Raw genomic sequence first — 18,846 nt, 5'->3', positions numbered from 1 at the left:
TCCATCACCCGGTGCACGTCAGGCGCACCTGGGTCACCGACAGCCGGGCGTGGGGTTGGGTCGGCACCCCGCGGTCGACCAGTTTCACTGCCAGGCCGTCCTGATTGACCGGAAAGACGCCGGCGGACCTCCACTGGCCGCGCGCCTGCGTCTGGTCGACCGTGAACTGCGCGAACGGTGACCCGTTGCGCCCGGACAGCACGAGGAACTGCGCGGCGGTGGCCGCCGAGTCCAGCGGATTGTCGCTGGCCGGCACGTACACCGACACGTCGCACCGGGTGGTTGTGGCGCTGGGCGTGAACCACCAGATCACGTACTGGTTGGTGTTGTCTTTGGCCGGGTCGCCGCTGAACGGGATCGCCTCGAAGGTGCCGTGGCAGCCGTCCTGCGACCAGCCGCCGCGCGCCACGGTGTACCAGTCGGTGGTCCGCCCGCTCGGGTCGAAGCCGTGGTCGGCGCTCGTCCCGCAGTCCCAGCCGGCGACTGCGGTATAGGGCCGGGTGGTCGGCACCGGCAGCGGGGCGGCGGCCGCCGGATCGACCGGGTTCAGCAGGTGCTGGACCACACCCACCACCACCGCCACGACCGTGGCCAGCACGGCCACCATCAGGACGACGTGCACGCGCGCCACTGGTCGGTCCGCGTCCGGCCGAGCCCAGGTCTGGTCGACGAAGGCCCCGACGAACTCGCGCCGCTGGACACCGGTCAGTTCGGTGCCCTCCTCAGGCGTCGTCATCGCTGCCTCCTTCCCGGGTCAGCAGGTCCGTCGCGTGGCCGGCGTTCACGTCCACCCCGATCAGCCAGGGCCGCCTGTTGCCGGTGGCCCGGCCACCGCGGGCCGATGCGGCGTTGTCGGAGCGGTCCGGCGTGGGCTCTGCCCCAGCGGGTCGATCGCGAGTCTTTTGCTCGCCGGCGGATTGGTCGCCGGTCAGCTGATCGCCCGCGGGTTGGTCGCCGATCGGCTGATCGCCGGCGGCTTGTTCGCCGTCCACTGTGGATTTCGGCGGTCCCGCGTCCACGCGGGGAAGGGCGGCGACGGTGGTGGGCGGTTCCTCGTCGGCGGCGGCCGGCTGCGGGGTGACGGCGAGCGGCCGGATGATCCGGCGCAGGCGCAGTACCAGCAGGGTCACCGCGAGCAGCGAGACGATCGCGATGATGCTCAGCGCCACGATCCGGGGCCCGTGCGGCAGACCCGGGCCGGGCGGCGCCGCCACCAGAGGAGCGGATGCCTGATTCTCCTCCGGAATCACCCGGGTCACCGAGACGCCGGGGTCGATCAGGCCCCACCCGTAGGCGGGATCCGGGGCGGTGGCGCCGATCCGGTCTGCGGTCACCTCGATCCGATGGATCACCTGGGCCGCGGTCAACTGCGGGTACCGGGCCCGGACGAGTGCCGCCTCGCCCGCGACGAAGGCCACCGCGTACTGCGTCCCGGTGGCGGTGACCGCACCGGTGCCGTTGATGCCCACCCCGGCCACCTGCGCGCCGGGTGCGTCCACGTCGACGGTCTGCGGCGTGTACGTCCGCGTGGGCTTGCCGTCCAGACTCACACCGCCGACCCGCAGCACCGGCGCCGGCGTTTCCGGGGAGGCCGTCGATCCGGGGGAGGCCAGTGTTCCCGAGGCTGCTGGTGTTCCCGGGGAGGGCGGTGCGGACGGGCTCGGACCGCCCGGCGCGCCCATCACGACGACGACGTCGTGGCTGGCGGCCTGGGCGATCGCCTCGGCCACCATCGGATTGGTCGGCGTCAGGTAGCTGCCGAGCGCGATCACTCTGGCCCCGGCGGAGACCGCGAACTGGATGGCCGCGGCCTGGTCGGCGGGCTTCGGTTTGGGGTCGTTGATCGCCAACCGCACCGGCAGGATGGTCGCGTCCGGAGCGATCCCGCTGACCGAACCGCCCTGATCGGAGCGGGCCGCGATGATGCTGGCCATCACGGTGCCCGTACCCAGACAGTCAGTGTCGCCGCGCCCCGAGCCGGAGACGATGTCGGCGCCCACGGTGACCCGGCCGCTGAGCGCCGGCACGCTGGCGTCGACTCCCGAGTCGAGCACCGCGACCAGCACCCCCGCGCCGCGGGTGTAGGTCCACGCGTGCTCCGGCGCCAGTCGCAGCGTGGCCCACTGGGTCTGAGACTCGCTGGAGTGAGTGCTCGCTCCCGCGCATCGGGCCGCCGGAGGGTTGGGTGGGGCCGCCTGGGTCGGGCCGAGACTCGGGGCGGGCGGGGCCGCCGGGGCCTGCTTCGTCGGCGGGGTGGCGGCCGGCAGCAGACCGTACTGCACTCCCGAGCCCACCGCGTCCCAGGGCAGCACCAGATCCCATCCCTGGTGCAGCTGGCCCGCATCCGTGAGCTTTCCGCCGTCGGGCTGGACCCGGCCCACGTTCAGATCGAAGATCTCATGGGCGCGTGCGGAGTTGCTGAGAAATCGCGTCGCGACCTCCCCCAGGTTCTCCGGCGTTGCCTGATAGGTCGCCGCGACGACGTAGTACTTCACGTAGTCCGGCGCACTGGTCTGGGGCGCCGCGGCGGCCCGACCCGGCAGCGGCACGATCCCGCCCGCCACCAGGAACAGCACGAGCGCAAAGCCCGCCAACCGGTGCTGCTGGCATTTTCTCCTGGCCGGCACCGCCGCCTCCTTGACGCTCGGGGTGAACTCCATCGACAACCTCGGGTGGAGCGACGAGGTGACATGGACTAACGAGCGGCGGCGGCGGCGAGTTCACCTGACATTGAACTAAGTCGCCGGGAGACCCGTTGTGATTCTTCGACGCAGGAGCTCAGCCGAGGAGACGTACGTGAAACCGATCGGGATGCGGCGCAACCGTCACGACCTGAGCCTGGCCAAAGCCGGCCGCCAACGCCTCGCGCGGATCATCCGCGACAGGATGAGCACCCGCCTCATCACCGTGCTCGCGGTGGCGCTGGTCATCGTGAGTGCGTGCGCGGTCGGGCTCGGCGTCACGTTCGCCGGCAGCGACACCCCGACGATGCGGGCCGGTGTCGCGGTACCTGCCGAGCAGAAGCAGGTGATCGACAGCGCGGCGCATTCCTGCCCGTCGCTGACCTTCGCGCGACTGGCCGGGCAGCTGATGGCGGAGTCCGCGTTCGACACGGCGGTCACCACCACCTCTTCGGGTGGGCGCGGGATCGCCGGGCTGACCGACGTGGTGTGGTCGCGCTGGCGTCCCAACGCCGATGCCCCGCGCAGCGACGCGAAGGCCAACATCGAGGCGCTGGCACACGACATGTGCGACCTGGTCGGCCAGCTACGCGCGGCAAAGGTTCCGGGCGATGGCTGGCGCGATGCGTTGGCCGCGTACCACTCGGGGATCAGCGCGGTGACCAGGGCCGGCGGTGTGCCGCCCGCGGCGACCGGGTACGTGAATCTGGTGGCCGGGTACGCCGCCTGGTACGCGCAGCCCAGCCCCCGGCCGGCAACGCCTTCGGCAACGCCCAGCCAGTCACCGGGGTCATCCGCGGGCGGCTGGGGCCCGGCCAAGCCGATCCCGGCCACGTACCTGCCGCTGGTGCTCGCGGCCGGCAAGACCTGCCCGGCGATAACCGCCGCCCGGGTGGCGGCGCAGCTGATGGCCGCCTCGGCCTTCCAGCCCAACCTGGTCGGCGCCGCCGGCGGACAGGGCATCGCGCAGTTCCTGCCGGAGATCTGGAGCCAGTACGCGCCCTCCTCGGCAACTTCTCCATGGGATCCGTCCGCGGCCGTTCCCGCGCTCAGCAACGCCATGTGCGACCTGGTCGGTCAGCTGTCCTCGCTGGGCACCGACCCGTACCCGCTGGCCCTGGCCGCGTTCCAGTGGGGTCCGCTGCCGGTGCGGGCGGCGGGCGGGGTCAGCGCCGCCCCGACGCTGCAGGACTTCATCCACGCCGTGCAGAAATACGCGCAGGCGTACGCCACGGACCCGAATCTCAGCGCCGGAAAGCTGGCCTCCCCCGCGCCGCCGCCGACCACGGCAGCGAAGTCCACGACCGGGCAGTCCGGGACCACGCAGTCCACGAGAGGCGGGTCCGGGACAGGCGGGTCCGGCACGGCGCAGTCCGGGAGCACGAGGTCCGGGACCACCCGGCCCCCGGCCAACACGACGGGCGGCCAGAATGCGACCAAGAAGCCGGTGCCGCCGCCGGCACCGGTCTGGACAGCGCTCACCGTGAAGGCCACCACCGTCCTGGAGCGCGGCCAGTCGGTGCACAGCAACCGCACTCAACTGGTCATGGAAAGCAACGGCGACCTGGATATCTTCGACGAAAACCACCAGCGGCGCTGGACGTCGGGCACGTCCGCCAAGGGCGGCTCGAAGGCGGTGTTCCAGGCCGACGGCAACCTGGTCGTGTACAACCAGAACTCGCAGAGTGTCTGGACCTCCAACACCGCCGGCAGGGACGGTGCCGTACTCGTGCTCGAAGCCGACGGCAACGTCTGCGTGGTGTACCAGGGAATCGTGGTCTGGGCGGCCAATACCGCCCACTGATCGGCGGGCCGGCGACAGGCCGACGACTCGTGAGGGCAAGCAGTGGTGGATGCGTGGGAGGTGGATGTGTTCACGGTCGCGATCGTTGACAACCAGCCGGTACGCCGCGGCGGCATGGAGCGGTTGATCAATGATGAGGCGGAGCTGGAGGTGGTCGCCTCGGTCAGCGGCGTCGCCGAACTCGACACCGTTGCCACCAAGTACGACATGGTGGTTCTGGATCTGCCGCTGGACAGCGACGGGGCGGCGGTGGTCACCATCAGTCGACTGGCCGACGTGAGCCGGCCGCTGGTGGTCGCTGCCTGGGATCGGCCACCCACTCTGCTGGCCGCGATCCGGGCAGGCGCGTACGCCTGCGTCAGCCGGCACTCCGACCCGCAGGCGGTGTCGGCCGCGCTGCGCGTCGTGGCACACGGCGGCTTCTATGTCTGCGACCGGATGTATCCGCAGTTGCAGGCCGAGCTGAACCGGCCCGCCCGGGAGGATCCCAACGGCCTGGCACCCCGCGAGGTCGAAACCCTGCGGTGGATCGCCCGTGGATTCACCCAGGCGCAGATCGCCAGCCGCATGGGGCTGTCCCCGGCCACCGTCAACACCTACGCCAAGCGGATCCGGGCGAAACTCAAGGCGACCAACAAGGCCGAGCTGACCCGTGTCGCCATTGAGCTCGGCCACCTCAACGATGACTACTCTGTGGATCCGGCGGCCTGATTCTGATGGACACTCCGAGCAACGCCGTCGTCCGGGACACCGGTTCCGGGCGCCCCCAGCGGGTCGCGGCCCGCGGCTGGGGCAGCCACCGCACCATCGGCGCCGCGGTGCGCGCCGCCCCGGACGGCTCGACCGTCATCGTCGCCGCGGGTAGCTACCAGGAGAGCCTCACCATCGACCGGGACGTGACAATCGTCGCCGAATCCTCCGACGCGGTGGTGGAGCTGGTCGCCAACGGCGGGCCGGCACTGGTGCTGCGTGCCGGCAACGCCACGGTACGTGGCCTGGCCATCCGAGGGCCGGATCCGGCCGGCGTGGCGGTCGCCGTCGAGGGCGGATCGCTGGCCCTGGAAGGCTGCGAGATCACCTCCGGACGGGTGGAGGCAGGCGGGTGGTCCCGGCCGACCCTGCTGCACTGCCGGATCCGCGACTGCGTGGGCGCGGGTCTGCACGCCACCGGCGACACCCAGGTCCTTGTCGCCGGGTGCACGGTGGAGGACATCGACGGTGCCGGCCTGCTGCTCGACCAGTCCAGCACCGCGGACGTCAGCGGGAGCACGGTCCATCGGGTCAGCGGTGACGGGTTGCAGGTGCGCGACGCGGCCCGCGCCGTGCTGGAGGACTGCGACATCGCGCAGACCGGCCGGGCCGGCGTGGTCACCGAAGGCACCGCCCGACTGGCGTTGCGGACCAGCCGGCTGCGCGACTTGACCGGCGACGGCGTGCACATCCAGAGCGCCGCGCCGCCCGCGCGCCCGTCGGCTGCCGATGGTCAGCAGCCCGAAGGCGTCCCGGACGGTACCGAGACGCATGCGGTGGAGCTGATCGAATGCATCATCACCAGGGTCGGCGGCAACGGTCTGCTCACCGCGGGCGACGCCGACGTCCTGGCCCGGCAGTGCCAGGTACGCGGCGCGAGCAAGGCCGGCGTGTGCGCCACCGGCACCGGAGCGCTGCACCTCGCCGACTGCCAGATCGCCGAGAGCGCCAGCACCGGCCTGGTGGTGCGGGGATCGACTTGCGTACACGCGGTCGACTGCACGGTGACCGACGCCGGCGCGAACGGACTGTTCCTGTGTGACGACTCGGCCACGGTGCTGACCCGCTGCACGGTCGCGCAGTCCGGCTTCACCGCGGTGCATCTGAGCACGTCGGCAACCGCCGATTTGGCCGAGTGCACGGTGACCGGTACCCCCGAGCACGGTGTGCGGGTGACCGAGCGCGGCGTTCTGCGGGTCTCCGGTGGGCTGATCGAACACGCCAGCATGAGTGGAGTGCACCTGGAAGGGACCAGCGACGCGACGGTGAGCGGGCTGGCCATCAGCGACGCCGGCATCGGCATCCGGGTCGAGCAGACACCGCACCGGCCACTGTTCGAGGAGTGCGTGGTGAGCCGCACGGCGCAGTCCGGCCTGGAGGCCGGGCCGGGCACCAGCCCCACGGTACGCGGCTGCCGCTTCGTGTCCAGCGGTACGGCCGGCATCTTCCTGGATCGCGACTGCCGATCGGCGGTCGACCGGTGCGAGGTCAGCGACGTGGCCGGCAGCGGCGTGGTGGTCTGGACCCGGGCCACTCCCACCATCCGTGCCACCACCGTGACCCAGTGCCGCAAGAACGGCGTGTACCTGGCCCCGCAGGCGGGCGGGACGTTGGAGGACTGCGCGATCTCCGCGACCGACTACGCGGCCCTGTACGTCGGTACCGGCGCGACCCCGATGTTCCGCCGCTGCCGGATTTTCGAGGTCGAGCACGACCTGAGCCTGGCCGACGGCGCCGCACCAGAGTTCGAGGAGTGCGACGTGTCCGCGGTGCATTCGCCCACCATGCCGCTGGACGCCCGGGCCCGGCTGCGCCCGGGCGGCGGCGCCGGGGGCGACGGGGCTTCGGTCGACGGCTCCGAGGAGACCGACCCGCAGGCCCGGCTGGAAGCCCTGCTCGCCCAGCTCGACCAGCTCGTCGGTCTGCGCCGGGCCAAGCAGGACGTCGGCACGCTGGTCAAGCTGATGCAGATGGTCAAGCGCCGGCAGGAGGCCGGCCTGCTGCCCCCGCCGCTGTCGCGACACCTGGTCTTCGCCGGCAACCCGGGCACCGGAAAGACCACCGTGGCGCGGCTGTACGGGCAGATCCTCGCCGCCCTCGGCATGCTCACCACCGGACACCTGGTCGAGGTGGACCGCGGGACTCTCGTGGGCGAATATGTCGGGCACACCGCGCCCAAGACCCAGGCGGCGTTTCGGCGTGCCATGGGCGGCGTGCTGTTCATCGACGAGGCCTACGCGCTCGTTCCGGACGGGCGAGGCAACGACTTCGGCCAGGAGGCCATCTCCACCCTGGTCAAGTTGATGGAGGACCACCGCGACGAGGTCGTCGTCATCGTCGCGGGGTACCCCGACCAGATGGAACGCTTCATCAACGCCAACCCCGGACTGGCGTCCCGGTTCACCCGCACGCTCACCTTCGACGACTACTCCGCCGACGAACTGGTCGACATCGTGGCCCACCAGGCCGATGGGCACCAGTACACGTTGGCGGACCAGACTCGGGTGTCGCTGATCGACTTCTTCTGCGCCGTGCAGCGCGGCGAGGGCTTCGGCAACGGACGGTTCGCCCGCAAGGTGTTCCAGGAGATGACCGAGCGGCACGCCCGCCGGATCTCCGATCGCTTCCTGGGCACCACCGGAGAGGTGAGCGCCGAACTGCTCAGCACACTGATGCCCGACGACCTTCCGGAATTCGGCGCAATGGAGACACCCTGATACCCGTGACGGCCCCGAGGCAGACCGCCCGCGAGTCCGGAACTGGTCACGGACGACCATCTCCGGCCTCGGCTCACCCGATTCTCGGTCGCGGACGCCGCGGAGTTCGTCGGTTACCTCCGCCCGCGACCTGATCGCCCGCCAACTCCCGGGTCACCTCCCCAGCGCCCGTGGGTGGTCTTCTTCTCGCCTTGCAGGGAGAAGGAGACCACCCACGACGTGTCGTCGCCGTACGCCGGGATGGCCGGCCCGGCAGGGGGCTGCGAGTCCTGGAGGACGGAGGCGGCGCCCGCGGCCGAAGTATCTTCTCCCGCGCTCGGGCGTATCAGCCGGTGCCGAGCACGATGCCGACGGACACCAGCACCACCGTGACGAGCACACCCAATACCAGCAGGGTACGGCTGCGCCGATCGCGCAGGCACGCGGCCAATGGTCGACGCCGGCGAGCAGTCCCGGTGATGCCGCCCGGGGATTGCCCGGCCGGTGCCGCGACGCCCACCACCGCGGGCCGGGTCGCGGCCGCGGGATCCGTCAAGGCGGATGGGCTATGCCCGTTCGGCTCCGCGAACTCGGCGATCAGGTTCCGGGCATCCCGCGGGTCCACCGGGGCCAGCAACAGTACCGCCGCTCCGAGTTCGTCGGCCTCCAGGCAGCACGCGGCACAACGGGCGAGATGCCGCTCGACGTGATCCCGGTCCGCTCCCTGCAACGCACCGAGCAGATAGAGCCCGAGCGCGTCGCGCACATGCCCGTCATCGATGCCAGAGCCTGCCACGGTACCCGCAATCCTGATCGGTCAGAGCGGAGCACCACGCCGGGTGGGCTCCATCCGCCACGGCCGCTCGGCCCGATGAGTGCTCTCATCAGGCTCCGCAACCGACCCGTGCCTGGTTGCCACGCCTGCCACTGATCGGGCCGCCGCTGCGACCGCCCCCACCTCCATGCAGGAGATTAACGACGGCGAGCCATCCAGAGTTCAATCGCGGTCGGCCGGGCGGCCGGGAAGGCCCCAACCGCTTCGTCCACCTGTCCCCGCCGCCATCGGCCGCCGAGCTGATCAAGCAGGCTGCCGCGATCCGCTAGGTTGGAACCGTCCCGCCGGCAGCGCCCCGATCACCTGGCTCGATGCTGAGGAAGGTGCCATGATTACCGAGCAGCCCAGCTTCGCGCAGTTGTTGCGTCATCACCGGCGCGCGGCACGTCTGACGTTGGAGCAGCTCGCGCAGGGGTCGGGGGTCAGTGCCCGAACCCTGTCGGACATGGAGCGCGGGCGCAGCCGGGGGCCTCAGCACCGGACCGTGACCGCCCTCGCCGAGGCGCTCGCGCTGGATGAGGCCGCCCACCGGCAGTTCGTCGAGCTCGCCCGGGACGGTCGGGTGCGGGACCATTGGTCGCGTCCAACGGGACTGTGCGAGCTACCCCGGTCCGTGGACGACTTCGCCGGCCGGGCCGCCGAGCTGAATTGGACGAGCGACTTCGTGCACGCGGACGGTTCCATCGGTCGCGCCGCGGTCGCGCTGATCGCCGGCCCCGCCGGCTTGGGCAAGACCACAGTCGCCGTCCGCGCCGCACACGCGCTGCGGCCGAGCTTCCCGGACGGGGTGTTCTTCCTCGACCTCTACGGCATGTCCCAGCGCCCACTGGCCGCCGCGGACGCGCTGGGGCTACTGCTCGGGGCGCTCGGAGTCAACGACCCGCAGGTCCCGGGCGACGCCCCGGCGCGTGCCTTCCTGTACCGGTCGCTGCTGCGGGACCGGCGGGTCCTGGTCGTACTCGACAACGCCGCCTCCGAGGAGCAGGTCCGCCCCCTGCTGCCGGCAGGCGGCGCCGGCCGGGCCCTGGTCACCAGCCGTCGGCTGCTGGCCGGCCTGGAGGGCGTGCGCCGGCTCGACCTGGGCCCCCTCCCGTTGGCGGAGGCCACCGGTCTGTTGACCGGAATTCTGGGCGAACGCGGCCCCGCCGACGCAGCGCCGGCGCTCACCCAGCTCGCGCAGCTGTGCGGGGGTCTACCCCTCGCCCTGCGGATCGTCGGGAACCGGCTGGTCAGCCGGCCCGGCTGGAGCGCCGCCGACCTCGCCGCCCGGCTGGCGAACGAGGACCGCCGCCTCGACCAGCTCAGCGCCGGCGACCTCAAAATCGCCACCGCCTTCGGGATGTCTTACGACCAGCTCGCCGCGCCCGCCCGGCGGGTCTTCCGCCGGCTCGCCCTGATACCGGGCCGCGACTTCGACGCCGCCCTGGCCGCGATGCTCGGCGGCACCCCGATCGAGGACGCCTGGGACGCCCTCGACGAACTCGTCGACCTCGGCCTGCTGCAGGACAGCGCCTCCGGCCGGTACCGCTTCCACGACCTGGTCCGGCTCTTCGCCCGCGAACAGCTCCAGCAGGAGGACACCGAGGCCGAACGCGACGCGCTCACCGAGAGGATGACGTCGTGGCTACTGCGGATGGCCATCACCGCGGGGCGATGGTTCGAGCCGGCGTACGGGCGCCCCGAGCGGCCTGACGCCGACCTCACCGACCTCACTTCGGCCGAGGAGGCCGATCGGTGGCTGCGCGTCGATGTGGACAACTGGCTGGGCGCGTTGCGGTACGCGGCCAGCACGGGGCAGCACTCCGTCGTTCTGCACTGCGCGGAGTCGATGCACTGGTTCTCCGATCGGTGGATGCACGGTGCGCACTGGCGGGAGATCTTCTCGCTCGGGGCGGAGGCTGCAGCCGCCCTGGGCGACGCCGCCCAACAGGCGACTCAGCGCAACTATCTGGCCTGGGCCTATCTGGTGACGCCGCCCAACGACTTCGAAGTCGCGTTGCGGTATGCGGCCGAGGCGTTGGACCTGGCTACCCGCGGCGACGTCAAGGCGCAGGTCGGCTGGGCCCACCAGTACGCCGGGATCGCGCTTCGACGGCTCGGCCGGTTGGATGAAGCCACCGCGTCGGCCTCCAGCGCGGCGGAGATGTTCAAGGCCATCAACGACGTCGACGCGTACTGCCAGACCCTCGGCACTCTCGCGGGCTGCCTACGGGACAACGGGCACTACGCCGAAGCGCTGGAGCAGTGCGTGCAACGATACGACTTGACGAACAACGAGGAGTCCGGGATGACGCCGGGCATAGCGGCGCTCACCCGGCCGGTCGCGCTGGGCCAGGTCGGCGAATGCCTGGAGCTGCTCGGCCGCCGCGACGAAGCGATCACCACGCTCACCGAGGCGATCACGCTCATGGCGCACAGTCGACTGTCCGGTCCGCAGGCCAGCACCCTGCAGATGCTCGCGGCCATACTGGCCGATGAGGGCCTCATCGGCGAGAGCCGCGCAGCGTACGCGCGGGCGGCCGAGGTGTTCGAGGCGATCGGTGACACCGAGGCGAGCAGCCGCTGCCGCGACCGGGCGGCCACCGAACACTGAACGTGTCGTCCTGCTCGACCCGCGAAGCCGTACACGCTCTGAGAGCCTGTTCCTGAACCTATCGAAGGTGATTGTTGTGTTGGTGAGGCGTTGGCTGGTGATGCGGATCATGGACCAGCGGACTACGGCTTCGTGGTGGGCCGGTAGGCGTTCATAGTCCCGGACGCAGCGGCGATGTCGGGTGATCCAGGCCAGGCTTCGTTCCACGACCCAGCGTCTGGGCAGCACAACAAAGCCGCTCGCGTCATCGCTGCGTTTCACGATCGCCAGCGTGATTGTCCAGCTGCGGTGGGCCCAGTCGATGAGCTTGCCGGCGTACGCGCCGTCGGCCCAGACCAGTCGTAGGCGCTGGCAGGTATTGGCGAGCAGGCTCAGCAGTGGTCGGGCGCCGTCACGGTCCTGCACGCTGGCCGCGGTCACCAGTACGCACAGCAACAGGCCCATGGTGTCCACCGCGATGTGCCGCTTCCGCCCGTTGATCTTCTTCCCGGCATCGAAGCCGCGACTGGTCCGCGCCACGGTCTCGGCGGCCTTTACCGATTGGGAGTCGATGATCGCCGCGGACGGGGTAGCCACCCGACCCTCGGCCAGCCGGACTCGTTCGCGCAGGTCATCGAGTATGTCCTAGGTGAGACCGGCGGCTTCCCAGGCTGCGAAGTAGTTGTAGACCGTCGACCCGGGCGGGAAGTCCATCGGCAGGGCCCGCCACTTGATGCCGTTGTCGACCAGGTAGAAGATCGCGTCCACGATCGCTCGCCGGCAGTGCGTCTCCCGCCGCCCGCCCTGCCCGCGCAGCCAGGCCGGATCCGGGAGCAGGGGGTCGATGACCGCCCATTGGGCGTCGGTCGTGTCCGACGGGTATCGCCGAGATCGACGCGTGGATCGGTGGAATGAGGCAAGACGACAACACCGCGCACCCCGAGCGGTATCGCGCGGTGCGATCAGGCACGATAGCAACGGAACTCCTGGTGGAAACGGCACTTCAGCACCGCTCGATCTACCAGGAGTTCCTCCATGCCCTTCGCCGACACGCCCGCTGATAGCGGTCAGTTGGACTTTCCTGCTGGCGCCAGCTGGCGGGGAGATGAGCGGCCACCAGTGATGATCGATTGGTGAACGTCTTGGACCCGTTTCCGGAAGTAGCGTGGTCCTGTGACGGTGGGCAGGTACAGCGCGTCTGATATCCAGGTCATCGAGTTCGACGAGTCCGTCCGGACGCGACCCGCTATGTACTTCGGAGCAGGTCGAGGCAGTCCCGACCTCGCTACACGAGTGCTGGAGGGTGTGCTGGCACACGTGCTCCATCCGGCGGCCCGAGTCGCTGCGGTGCATACCCTGCAGGTGAAAGCGGAGATTATCGGTGATCTCGCCTTTATGGTCAGCGACGATCGAGCCGATGCTTTGGACGATCTCGGCGTGCGCCTGGGCTACTACGGCTCGATGCTCGGTCCCGCCCGATGGGTCAGCGCCGCAGCGGCCGCTCTGAGCTCGCGCACAGTCGCTGAAGTATGGCGAGACGGAGTCGGCCTACGCCAGGAACTCGCCGGGCTACGCCCCGTCTCGGAGCCTCGGAACTTCGTCCCCGAGGCAGGAGCGGGGACGCGTGTGTCCTTCGACCTAGACAACGCCTACTTCAGGCAGGGCATCGCGGCGAACTTGGCGTCGCTGGACCTGCACGGTCCGCACTGCAGTGATGTCGCCGGGCCTGGGCAGGTCACCCTCGTCGACCTACGGGACCGAGGCAACCCGACTACCAGCCTCTATCGATGACGCTCTGCCATCGCAGCGCCCGCAGCCCGATGACCGGGTTGTCAGAACGCGGCGTCGAATAACGCGACCCCAGACTCCCGCCTCAGCAGTACTGCTGCTTCCCGAGCGATCACAGAAGGTGCCACGTCAACCGGCTGTCCCCGGAGAATTCCAGCTGCCGCTGGCAGCTCCCCAGGTCAGTTCAGGAACAGGCTCTGAAGACAACACCACAGAAATTGTCGCCGTAGCATGCGCACGGCTGCCCGGATGGCCAGGTGGCGGGCCGGTCGGCAGAAACCGGCGGTGCCCGCGGCGCGTTCCACGCTGTCGGCGAGAGCGTCGCCTACGGCGCAGATAAGGCGGGTACGTTGTAGTACGGGGTTCAGGGCGTAGAAGGCACCCATCTTCCGTGCGGTGGTACCGGTGATGACGTCGAGGCCGGGCGCCCGGTGGGCCAGGCATGCCGCCCAGCCCACCTCGTCCGGCAGCGGGTCCACTCCGGCGACCGGCATGAACTGGGGAGCGGAGTTGAGCCCGAGCCGGCCCGCCGCCTGGCGGGCGAACGGCGGTCCGGGCGTCCAGGGTGGATGGCCGGAACCGGGGCGGTGCCGCTGGTCATCGGGCGAAGGCGGCGACCGTCGCGGTGAAAGCGTCCGCCTGCTCCAGGTGGGCCAGGTGGCCGCTGCCCCCTAGGACGACCAGTTCGGCGCGAGGGACCGCGGCGGCCAGTTCGCCGGCCCAGGCCGGGCCGCAGATGAAGTCGTGGGCGCCGGTCACGACCAGGGTCGGTGACGTCAGCGTGGCCAGCTCTGCGCGGACGTCGAACGGGTGAGGCTGCTGCGCGCGGTTCGGAGCGACCCACGCGCGCAGGGTCGCGCGAATCGTGTCCAGCAGCGCCGGGTCACGCCAGGGATCGGCCAGGTAGATGGGTAGCAGCCGGCGCAGTTCCGCGGTGTAGGTCTCATCGGTGTCGGCGGCGAGCGCGGCGGCGAACGCGGGCGGGATGTCGGCGGCGGCGGGCCGGTCCGGGTACCGCCGGGGAAACAGTTGCACGTTGGCAACCGCGGCGTTCCAAAACCCGGGGCCGGTCAGCGGGGAGGTGGAGTAGAGCACCAGGCCGCCGACCCGGCCGGGATGGTCCAGCGCGTACCGCTGGGCCACGAACCCGCCGTGCGAGTGCCCGAGCAGCAGCGGTGCCGGCGCGTCGAGCCGGTCCAGGACAGCGCCGGTGAAGTGGGCGTACCGCTCGACGGTGTACTCATCGGGGTGCCCGAGGCGGGCCGAGGCGCCGGTCCCGACCGGTTCGAGGTACACCATCGTCAGATGTACCTCAAGTCCGGGCATGCGCAGGTACTCCCAGCCGAGGCCGGGGCCGCCGGGGTGCACCAGGCAGACGGGGCCTCGGCCGCACACGTGGTAGCGCTGCGGCCGGCCGTCCACGTCGAGCACGTGCACTCCGGCGGCCAGGGCATCGTTCGTCATCGCGGTCCTTGTCCGTGCGGGCCTTTGGTCAGGCGGACTGGTGCGCGACCTGGGTGATGAGGTCGGCGACCGCCTGCGGGTTGGAGACGTAGATGGCGTGGCTGCCCGGCGTTTCGACGGTCGTCGCGCCGGCCCGTTCGGCCATGGCGCGCTGGGCCGGCGGCGGGATCATGCGGTCGTCCGTGGTGACCAGGTACCAGCTGGGCCGGGCCCGCCACGCCGGTTTGCTGACGGTACCGGCGAGCGCGTCGACCCCCCAGGGCAGCTGCGCGTCGGCCATGAACGCCGCCTGGGCGGCGGGCAGGTCGGCGGCGAACGACGCGGCGAACTGGTCACGGTCCAGCAGCAGGAAGCCGTCGCCGGGCGGCAGGATCGGCGGCACCGGCGCCCCGGGCGGCGGGTCGGCGATGAGCGTGCTGACCGACTCGCCCTGATCCGGGGCGAACGCGGCGACATACACCAGCGCCGCCACGTTGTCGTGGGTGCCGGCTTCGGAGATGACGGCCCCACCGTAGGAGTGGCCGACGAGTACCGCCGGGCCGTCCTGGGCGTCGAGAACCCGGTTGGTGGCCCCGACGTCGGCGGTGAGGGAGAGCGTGGCGTGCTGCACGACGCTGACTCGGAAACCTTCGCCGGTCAGCAGGTCGTAGACGCCCTGCCACCCGGACCCGTCGACGAACCCGCCGTGCACCAGCACGACGTTGGTCAGCGGCTGGCTCATGAGCAGCCTCCTTCGAAGTAGGGGTTGGGAGCAGCGACGACGCTACGAACTGCTTGTGCGCGCGAAGTGCACGTCAAGTGCGTGCCAGCTGGTTCGGGCACAGGCGTGTCAAGATGGCGGGGTGAGCGCCCGCCAGCCCGACCTGTGGTGCACCCTGTTCGGCGGGGTGCGGGCCTGGCGCGAGGACATCGAGCTGACGCTGGGGCCGCCGAAGCAGCGCGCCACGCTCGGCCTGCTGCTGGCCGCCGGCGGTCAGCCGGTAACGGTCGGGCAGCTCATCGGCGCGCTGTGGGACGACGAGCCGGCGGCCAGCGCGGTCAACCAGATCCATCGCTACATCGGTACGCTGCGCCGGATCTTCGAGCCGGCCATCGCGCGCCGTGCGGTCGGGCAGTGGCTGCTGCCGGTCGGTGCGGGCTACCGGCTCGCCGCACCCAACGATCTGCAGCGGTTCCGATCGCTGGTGGCTGACGCGCACCGGAGCGCACCGCCCGAGTCGACCACGCTGCTGGTCGAGGCGCTGAGGCTGGCCGCCGCGCCACCCGGCGACGAGCCGCTGCGCGGCCTGCCCCTGATGGTGGCGGTGGAGGACGAACGCGTGCGCGCCGCGGTCCTGGCCGCCCAGCATGGCATCCGCTGCGGCATGGCCGCCGACGTCGTACCCGGCGTGCGCGGCGTCGCCGCCGAGCACCCGCTCGACGAGCCGCTGCAGGCCGCGCTCATCCGCTGTCTGCACGCCGCCGGACGCTCGGCGGAGGCGCTGACCGTGTACGGCCAGACCCGCGACCGCCTCCGCGACGAGCTGGGCGCCGATCCCGGCCCGGAGCTCGCCAACGCCTATCGCGCCGCCCTCACCTCCACCCCGGCCGCCCCCGTCACGGCCGTGCCCACGGTCCGCGACCCCGCGCCGGCCCCGGCGCAGCTACCGGCGGCGCCCCCGGCGTTCGCCGGCCGCGCCGCCGCCCTCGTCGCGATCGGTGACGACGGCGGCCCGGTATCGGTGATCAGCGGCATGGCGGGCGTCGGCAAGACCACCCTCGCGCTGCACTGGGCCCACACGCACGCCGCGGACTTTCCCGACGGCCAGCTCTACGTCAACCTGCGCGGCTTCGACGCCACCGGGCGCCCCGCGGAGCCGAACGATGCGCTGCGCGACCTGTTGCAGTCTCTCGGCGTCGCGCCGGCCACCCTGCCCGACGAAGCCGAGGCCCGAGGCGCCCTGCTGCGCACCCTGCTCGCCTCCCGCCGCCTGGTGATCGTGCTCGACAACGCCCGCGACGCGCGGCAGGTGGAGCCGCTGCTGCCCGGCCGCACCGACAGCCGGGTCATCGTCACCAGCCGCAACCGCCTGGCCAGCCTCGTCGCCCGCGCGAGCGCGAACCTGGTCAACCTGGAACCCTTCACCGGCGACGAGGCCGCCCAGTTCCTGACCAAGCGGCTCGGCCCGGCCCGCGCTCGTGGCGCGCCGCGCGCGCTTGAACGCCTGCACGACGCCTGCGGGGGCCTGCCGCTGGCGCTGGCCATCGTCGCGGCCCGGGGCGTGCTGAACCCGGTGTTCCCTCTGGACCTGCTGGCCAGCGAGATGACGAACTCCGTCGCGCCGCTGGACCTGCTCGTCGACGACGACCAGGAGGTCGACCTACGCGAGGTACTCACCTGGTCCTACCGGGCGCTCACCCCCGACGCCGCGACGGCGCTGCACGCGCTCGCCATCCATCCCGGCCCGGACATCTCCCTGGCCGCCGCGGTCAGCCTCACCGCACTGCCCGCCGCCCGGACCCGCACCGCGCTGACCGCGCTCACCGCCGCAAGCCTGCTCCGCGAGACTGCACCCGGCCGCTTCGCCTACCACGACCTGGTCCGCCGGTACGCCCTCGAACAGGCGGCCACCGACCTCGTCGAAACCACCACGCGGCTGCTGGCCCACTACCTCCACTCGACGCGTACCGCGTGCCTGCAGTACGGCCGACCTCCCCTGGTCGCGCTGCCCCCGCCCGCGGGCGGGGTGGTACCGGAATCCCCGACCGGCCCCACCGACGCCGTTCACTGGTATCAGCGGGAACGCGCCGTGCTGCAGTCGATCGTCCGCCGCGCCGCCGACCAGGGAGACTCGTGGACCGTCTTGCTCATCACCCAGGACTGGCGACCGATGAGCGACAACATCGACGCGCCGCGCGATCTGCTGCCGTACGTCCGCCTTGCCCTCGACGCGGCGAGCGCCGTGGAGAAGCACACCGGCGGTGACGTCCCGCTCGCCCTCATCGCCGAGTGCCACCGGGATGCGGCCGCCAAATTCGCCCGCAGCGGCGACCTGGACACCGCCCGCTCCCACTACGACACGGCGCTGCGCGGCTTCGAACGGCTCGGCGACCTCACCGGCCAAGCGAACACGCTGCGCAACATGGCGGTCACGCTCGCCCGTGACCCGCAGGAGCGGATGGACCTCGCGGCGCGCGCGGTCCAGGCCGCCCGGGGCTGCGGAGTCCCGCTGGTGCTGTGCACCGCATTGTCCGCCTACGGCCAGATGCAGCGCATGGCCGGCCGACCCCGGGACGCCTTCCCGGCCTTCCTCGAGGGCCTGGCCCTCAGCGGGCAGTACCCGGGTGGCGAGAACCTCGCCCCGCAGTTGCTGGCCGAACTCGCCCGCAACCACGCCGCCATTGGCGATGTGGCCGACGCCGTCGCCTTCGGCGAACGCGCTCTGGAAGCCGCGCGCCACGTCAATGACCTGATGAACGAGGTGGGCCTGCTCGCCGAGCACGGTGACGCTCTGCTCGCCACCGGCCACCCGTCCCGTGCCCGCCGGGCCTGGCAGCGCTACCTCGACCTGTCGGCGAACAGCGGCATCGCGGACAGCGTGGCCCATGAGGTCGGCCGGCCCGCCGCCGACACAGCCCGCTACGTCCGGGCGAAACTCGCCGCCCTCCCACCCGAGGACTGATCCGGCCGTGTTCCTGGCCCCCCATCCAGTTCCCGCTGACCGACCCGGTCTCTACGATCTTGGCTAGCGGGCCGGGACGGCTGTGGAGTTCACCGGGTCGGGGGGCCGAGTCCCCGGCGGTCCACGTGTTCGGTACCCCTGCCGGCAATCTCGTCGGACGCCACGACGATCTCGCGTTGCTGCGCTCGTTCGCGGGCCAGGTAGGACGGGCGGCGGCACGCTGCTACTCGCGGGGCGAGCCCGATTTCGGCAAGACGGTCCTGTCGGCGGCGGCTGGCCGGGTACGCCGAGGCGGCGTAGACCCGGGTTCTGTCGGCGTCGAGTACGCAGTTCGAGGCGGCGCATAGTTTCCTGGCCCCGCATCAGGCGCCGCATCCATTGGTCCGGGATCTCGACAAGTTGAGCGCGACCCGGATCGGCCCCAACTACGGCCGCCGAGGACGTTCGATTCACATCCCTTGAACGATTGGCGGGCGGTATCCGTCATAGCGGTGGAACAGCGGCTGGGAGCTGAAGGAGAGGCGTGAAGATGGCAACAGCGTGGCATCGCCTAGCCCGAGCCTGGCGGCGCGCCAGCCTCGCCAGCCGCATCGC

12 protein-coding genes and 1 pseudogene are annotated in these 18,846 nt (G+C 71.4%); 6 read left to right on the top strand and 7 right to left on the bottom strand.

Translation table 11 applies throughout. The annotated features are described in order from the left end of the window. Window positions 1-4: 4 nt before the first annotated feature. Together ABEA87_RS27430 and ABEA87_RS27425 are read right to left on the bottom strand one after the other, a co-directional pair. Complete coding sequence (locus tag ABEA87_RS27430) at window positions 5-736, bottom strand: hypothetical protein (protein ID WP_345634372.1); 732 nt, start codon at window positions 734-736, stop codon at window positions 5-7. After that, entirely contained in the window at window positions 723-2,660 is a 1,938-nt protein-coding gene (locus ABEA87_RS27425) for a S8 family serine peptidase (protein ID WP_345634370.1), read from the bottom strand. The genes ABEA87_RS27430 and ABEA87_RS27425 overlap by 14 nt, the downstream gene beginning before the upstream one ends. Window positions 2,661-2,796: 136 nt before the next feature. On the opposite strand from ABEA87_RS27425, the gene ABEA87_RS27420 reads away from it, so the two are divergent. The 3 genes from ABEA87_RS27420 to ABEA87_RS27410 are packed head-to-tail and all read left to right on the top strand — an operon-like array spanning window position 2,797 to window position 7,952. Continuing rightward, the gene (locus ABEA87_RS27420; RefSeq protein ID WP_345634368.1) at window positions 2,797-4,485 is read left to right on the top strand and encodes a hypothetical protein; all 1,689 of its coding nucleotides are present in this window, start codon (window positions 2,797-2,799) and stop codon (window positions 4,483-4,485) included. Window positions 4,486-4,545: 60 nt separating this feature from the next. Next, window positions 4,546-5,196 (top strand): response regulator transcription factor, encoded by a 651-nt coding sequence (locus tag ABEA87_RS27415; protein WP_345634366.1) that lies wholly within the window; start codon window positions 4,546-4,548, stop codon window positions 5,194-5,196. Window positions 5,197-5,201: 5 nt separating this feature from the next. Further along, entirely contained in the window at window positions 5,202-7,952 is a 2,751-nt protein-coding gene (locus ABEA87_RS27410) for a right-handed parallel beta-helix repeat-containing protein (RefSeq protein ID WP_345634364.1), read from the top strand. Window positions 7,953-8,277: 325 nt separating this feature from the next. On the opposite strand, the gene ABEA87_RS27405 is transcribed toward ABEA87_RS27410, so the two are convergent. Continuing rightward, window positions 8,278-8,727 carry a zf-HC2 domain-containing protein gene (locus ABEA87_RS27405; protein WP_345634362.1) on the bottom strand — a complete coding sequence of 150 codons (450 nt, stop codon included), beginning with the start codon at window positions 8,725-8,727 and terminating at the stop codon, window positions 8,278-8,280. 367 nt (window positions 8,728-9,094) lie between these two features. Between ABEA87_RS27405 and ABEA87_RS27400 the strand changes: the two genes are divergently transcribed. Further along, complete coding sequence (locus tag ABEA87_RS27400) at window positions 9,095-11,359, top strand: ATP-binding protein (RefSeq protein WP_345634360.1); 2,265 nt, start codon at window positions 9,095-9,097, stop codon at window positions 11,357-11,359. An 84-nt stretch (window positions 11,360-11,443) separates the two neighbouring features. Here ABEA87_RS27400 and ABEA87_RS27395 read toward each other — a convergent pair. Beyond that, window positions 11,444-12,301, bottom strand: a pseudogene (locus ABEA87_RS27395) (IS5 family transposase); the annotation flags it as partial. 384 nt (window positions 12,302-12,685) lie between these two features. Here ABEA87_RS27395 and ABEA87_RS27390 point away from each other — a divergent pair. Further along, window positions 12,686-13,129, top strand: coding sequence for a hypothetical protein (locus ABEA87_RS27390; RefSeq protein ID WP_345634358.1), 444 nt, complete (start codon window positions 12,686-12,688; stop codon window positions 13,127-13,129). Window positions 13,130-13,305: 176 nt separating this feature from the next. On the opposite strand, the gene ABEA87_RS27385 is transcribed toward ABEA87_RS27390, so the two are convergent. From ABEA87_RS27385 to ABEA87_RS27375, 3 genes are all read right to left on the bottom strand, one after another. Further along, window positions 13,306-13,620: a hypothetical protein gene (locus ABEA87_RS27385; RefSeq protein ID WP_345634357.1), complete on the bottom strand. Its 315-nt coding sequence runs from the start codon at window positions 13,618-13,620 to the stop codon at window positions 13,306-13,308. A gap of 103 nt (window positions 13,621-13,723) precedes the next feature. Continuing rightward, complete coding sequence (locus ABEA87_RS27380; RefSeq protein ID WP_345634356.1) at window positions 13,724-14,590, bottom strand: alpha/beta fold hydrolase; 867 nt, start codon at window positions 14,588-14,590, stop codon at window positions 13,724-13,726. A 28-nt stretch (window positions 14,591-14,618) separates the two neighbouring features. Further along, window positions 14,619-15,311 (bottom strand): alpha/beta fold hydrolase, encoded by a 693-nt coding sequence (locus tag ABEA87_RS27375; protein WP_345634354.1) that lies wholly within the window; start codon window positions 15,309-15,311, stop codon window positions 14,619-14,621. Between the two features lie 121 nt (window positions 15,312-15,432). Here ABEA87_RS27375 and ABEA87_RS27370 point away from each other — a divergent pair, with 121 nt between their 5' ends. Beyond that, window positions 15,433-18,252 (top strand): AfsR/SARP family transcriptional regulator, encoded by a 2,820-nt coding sequence (locus ABEA87_RS27370; RefSeq protein ID WP_345634352.1) that lies wholly within the window; start codon window positions 15,433-15,435, stop codon window positions 18,250-18,252. Window positions 18,253-18,846: the final 594 nt, after the last annotated feature.

The organism is Rugosimonospora acidiphila (assembly GCF_039543385.1).
GTDB lineage: Bacteria > Actinomycetota > Actinomycetes > Mycobacteriales > Micromonosporaceae > Rugosimonospora > Rugosimonospora acidiphila.
Note: the sequence above shows the minus strand (reverse complement) of the source record. Positions and strands in the feature narration are given on the sequence as shown.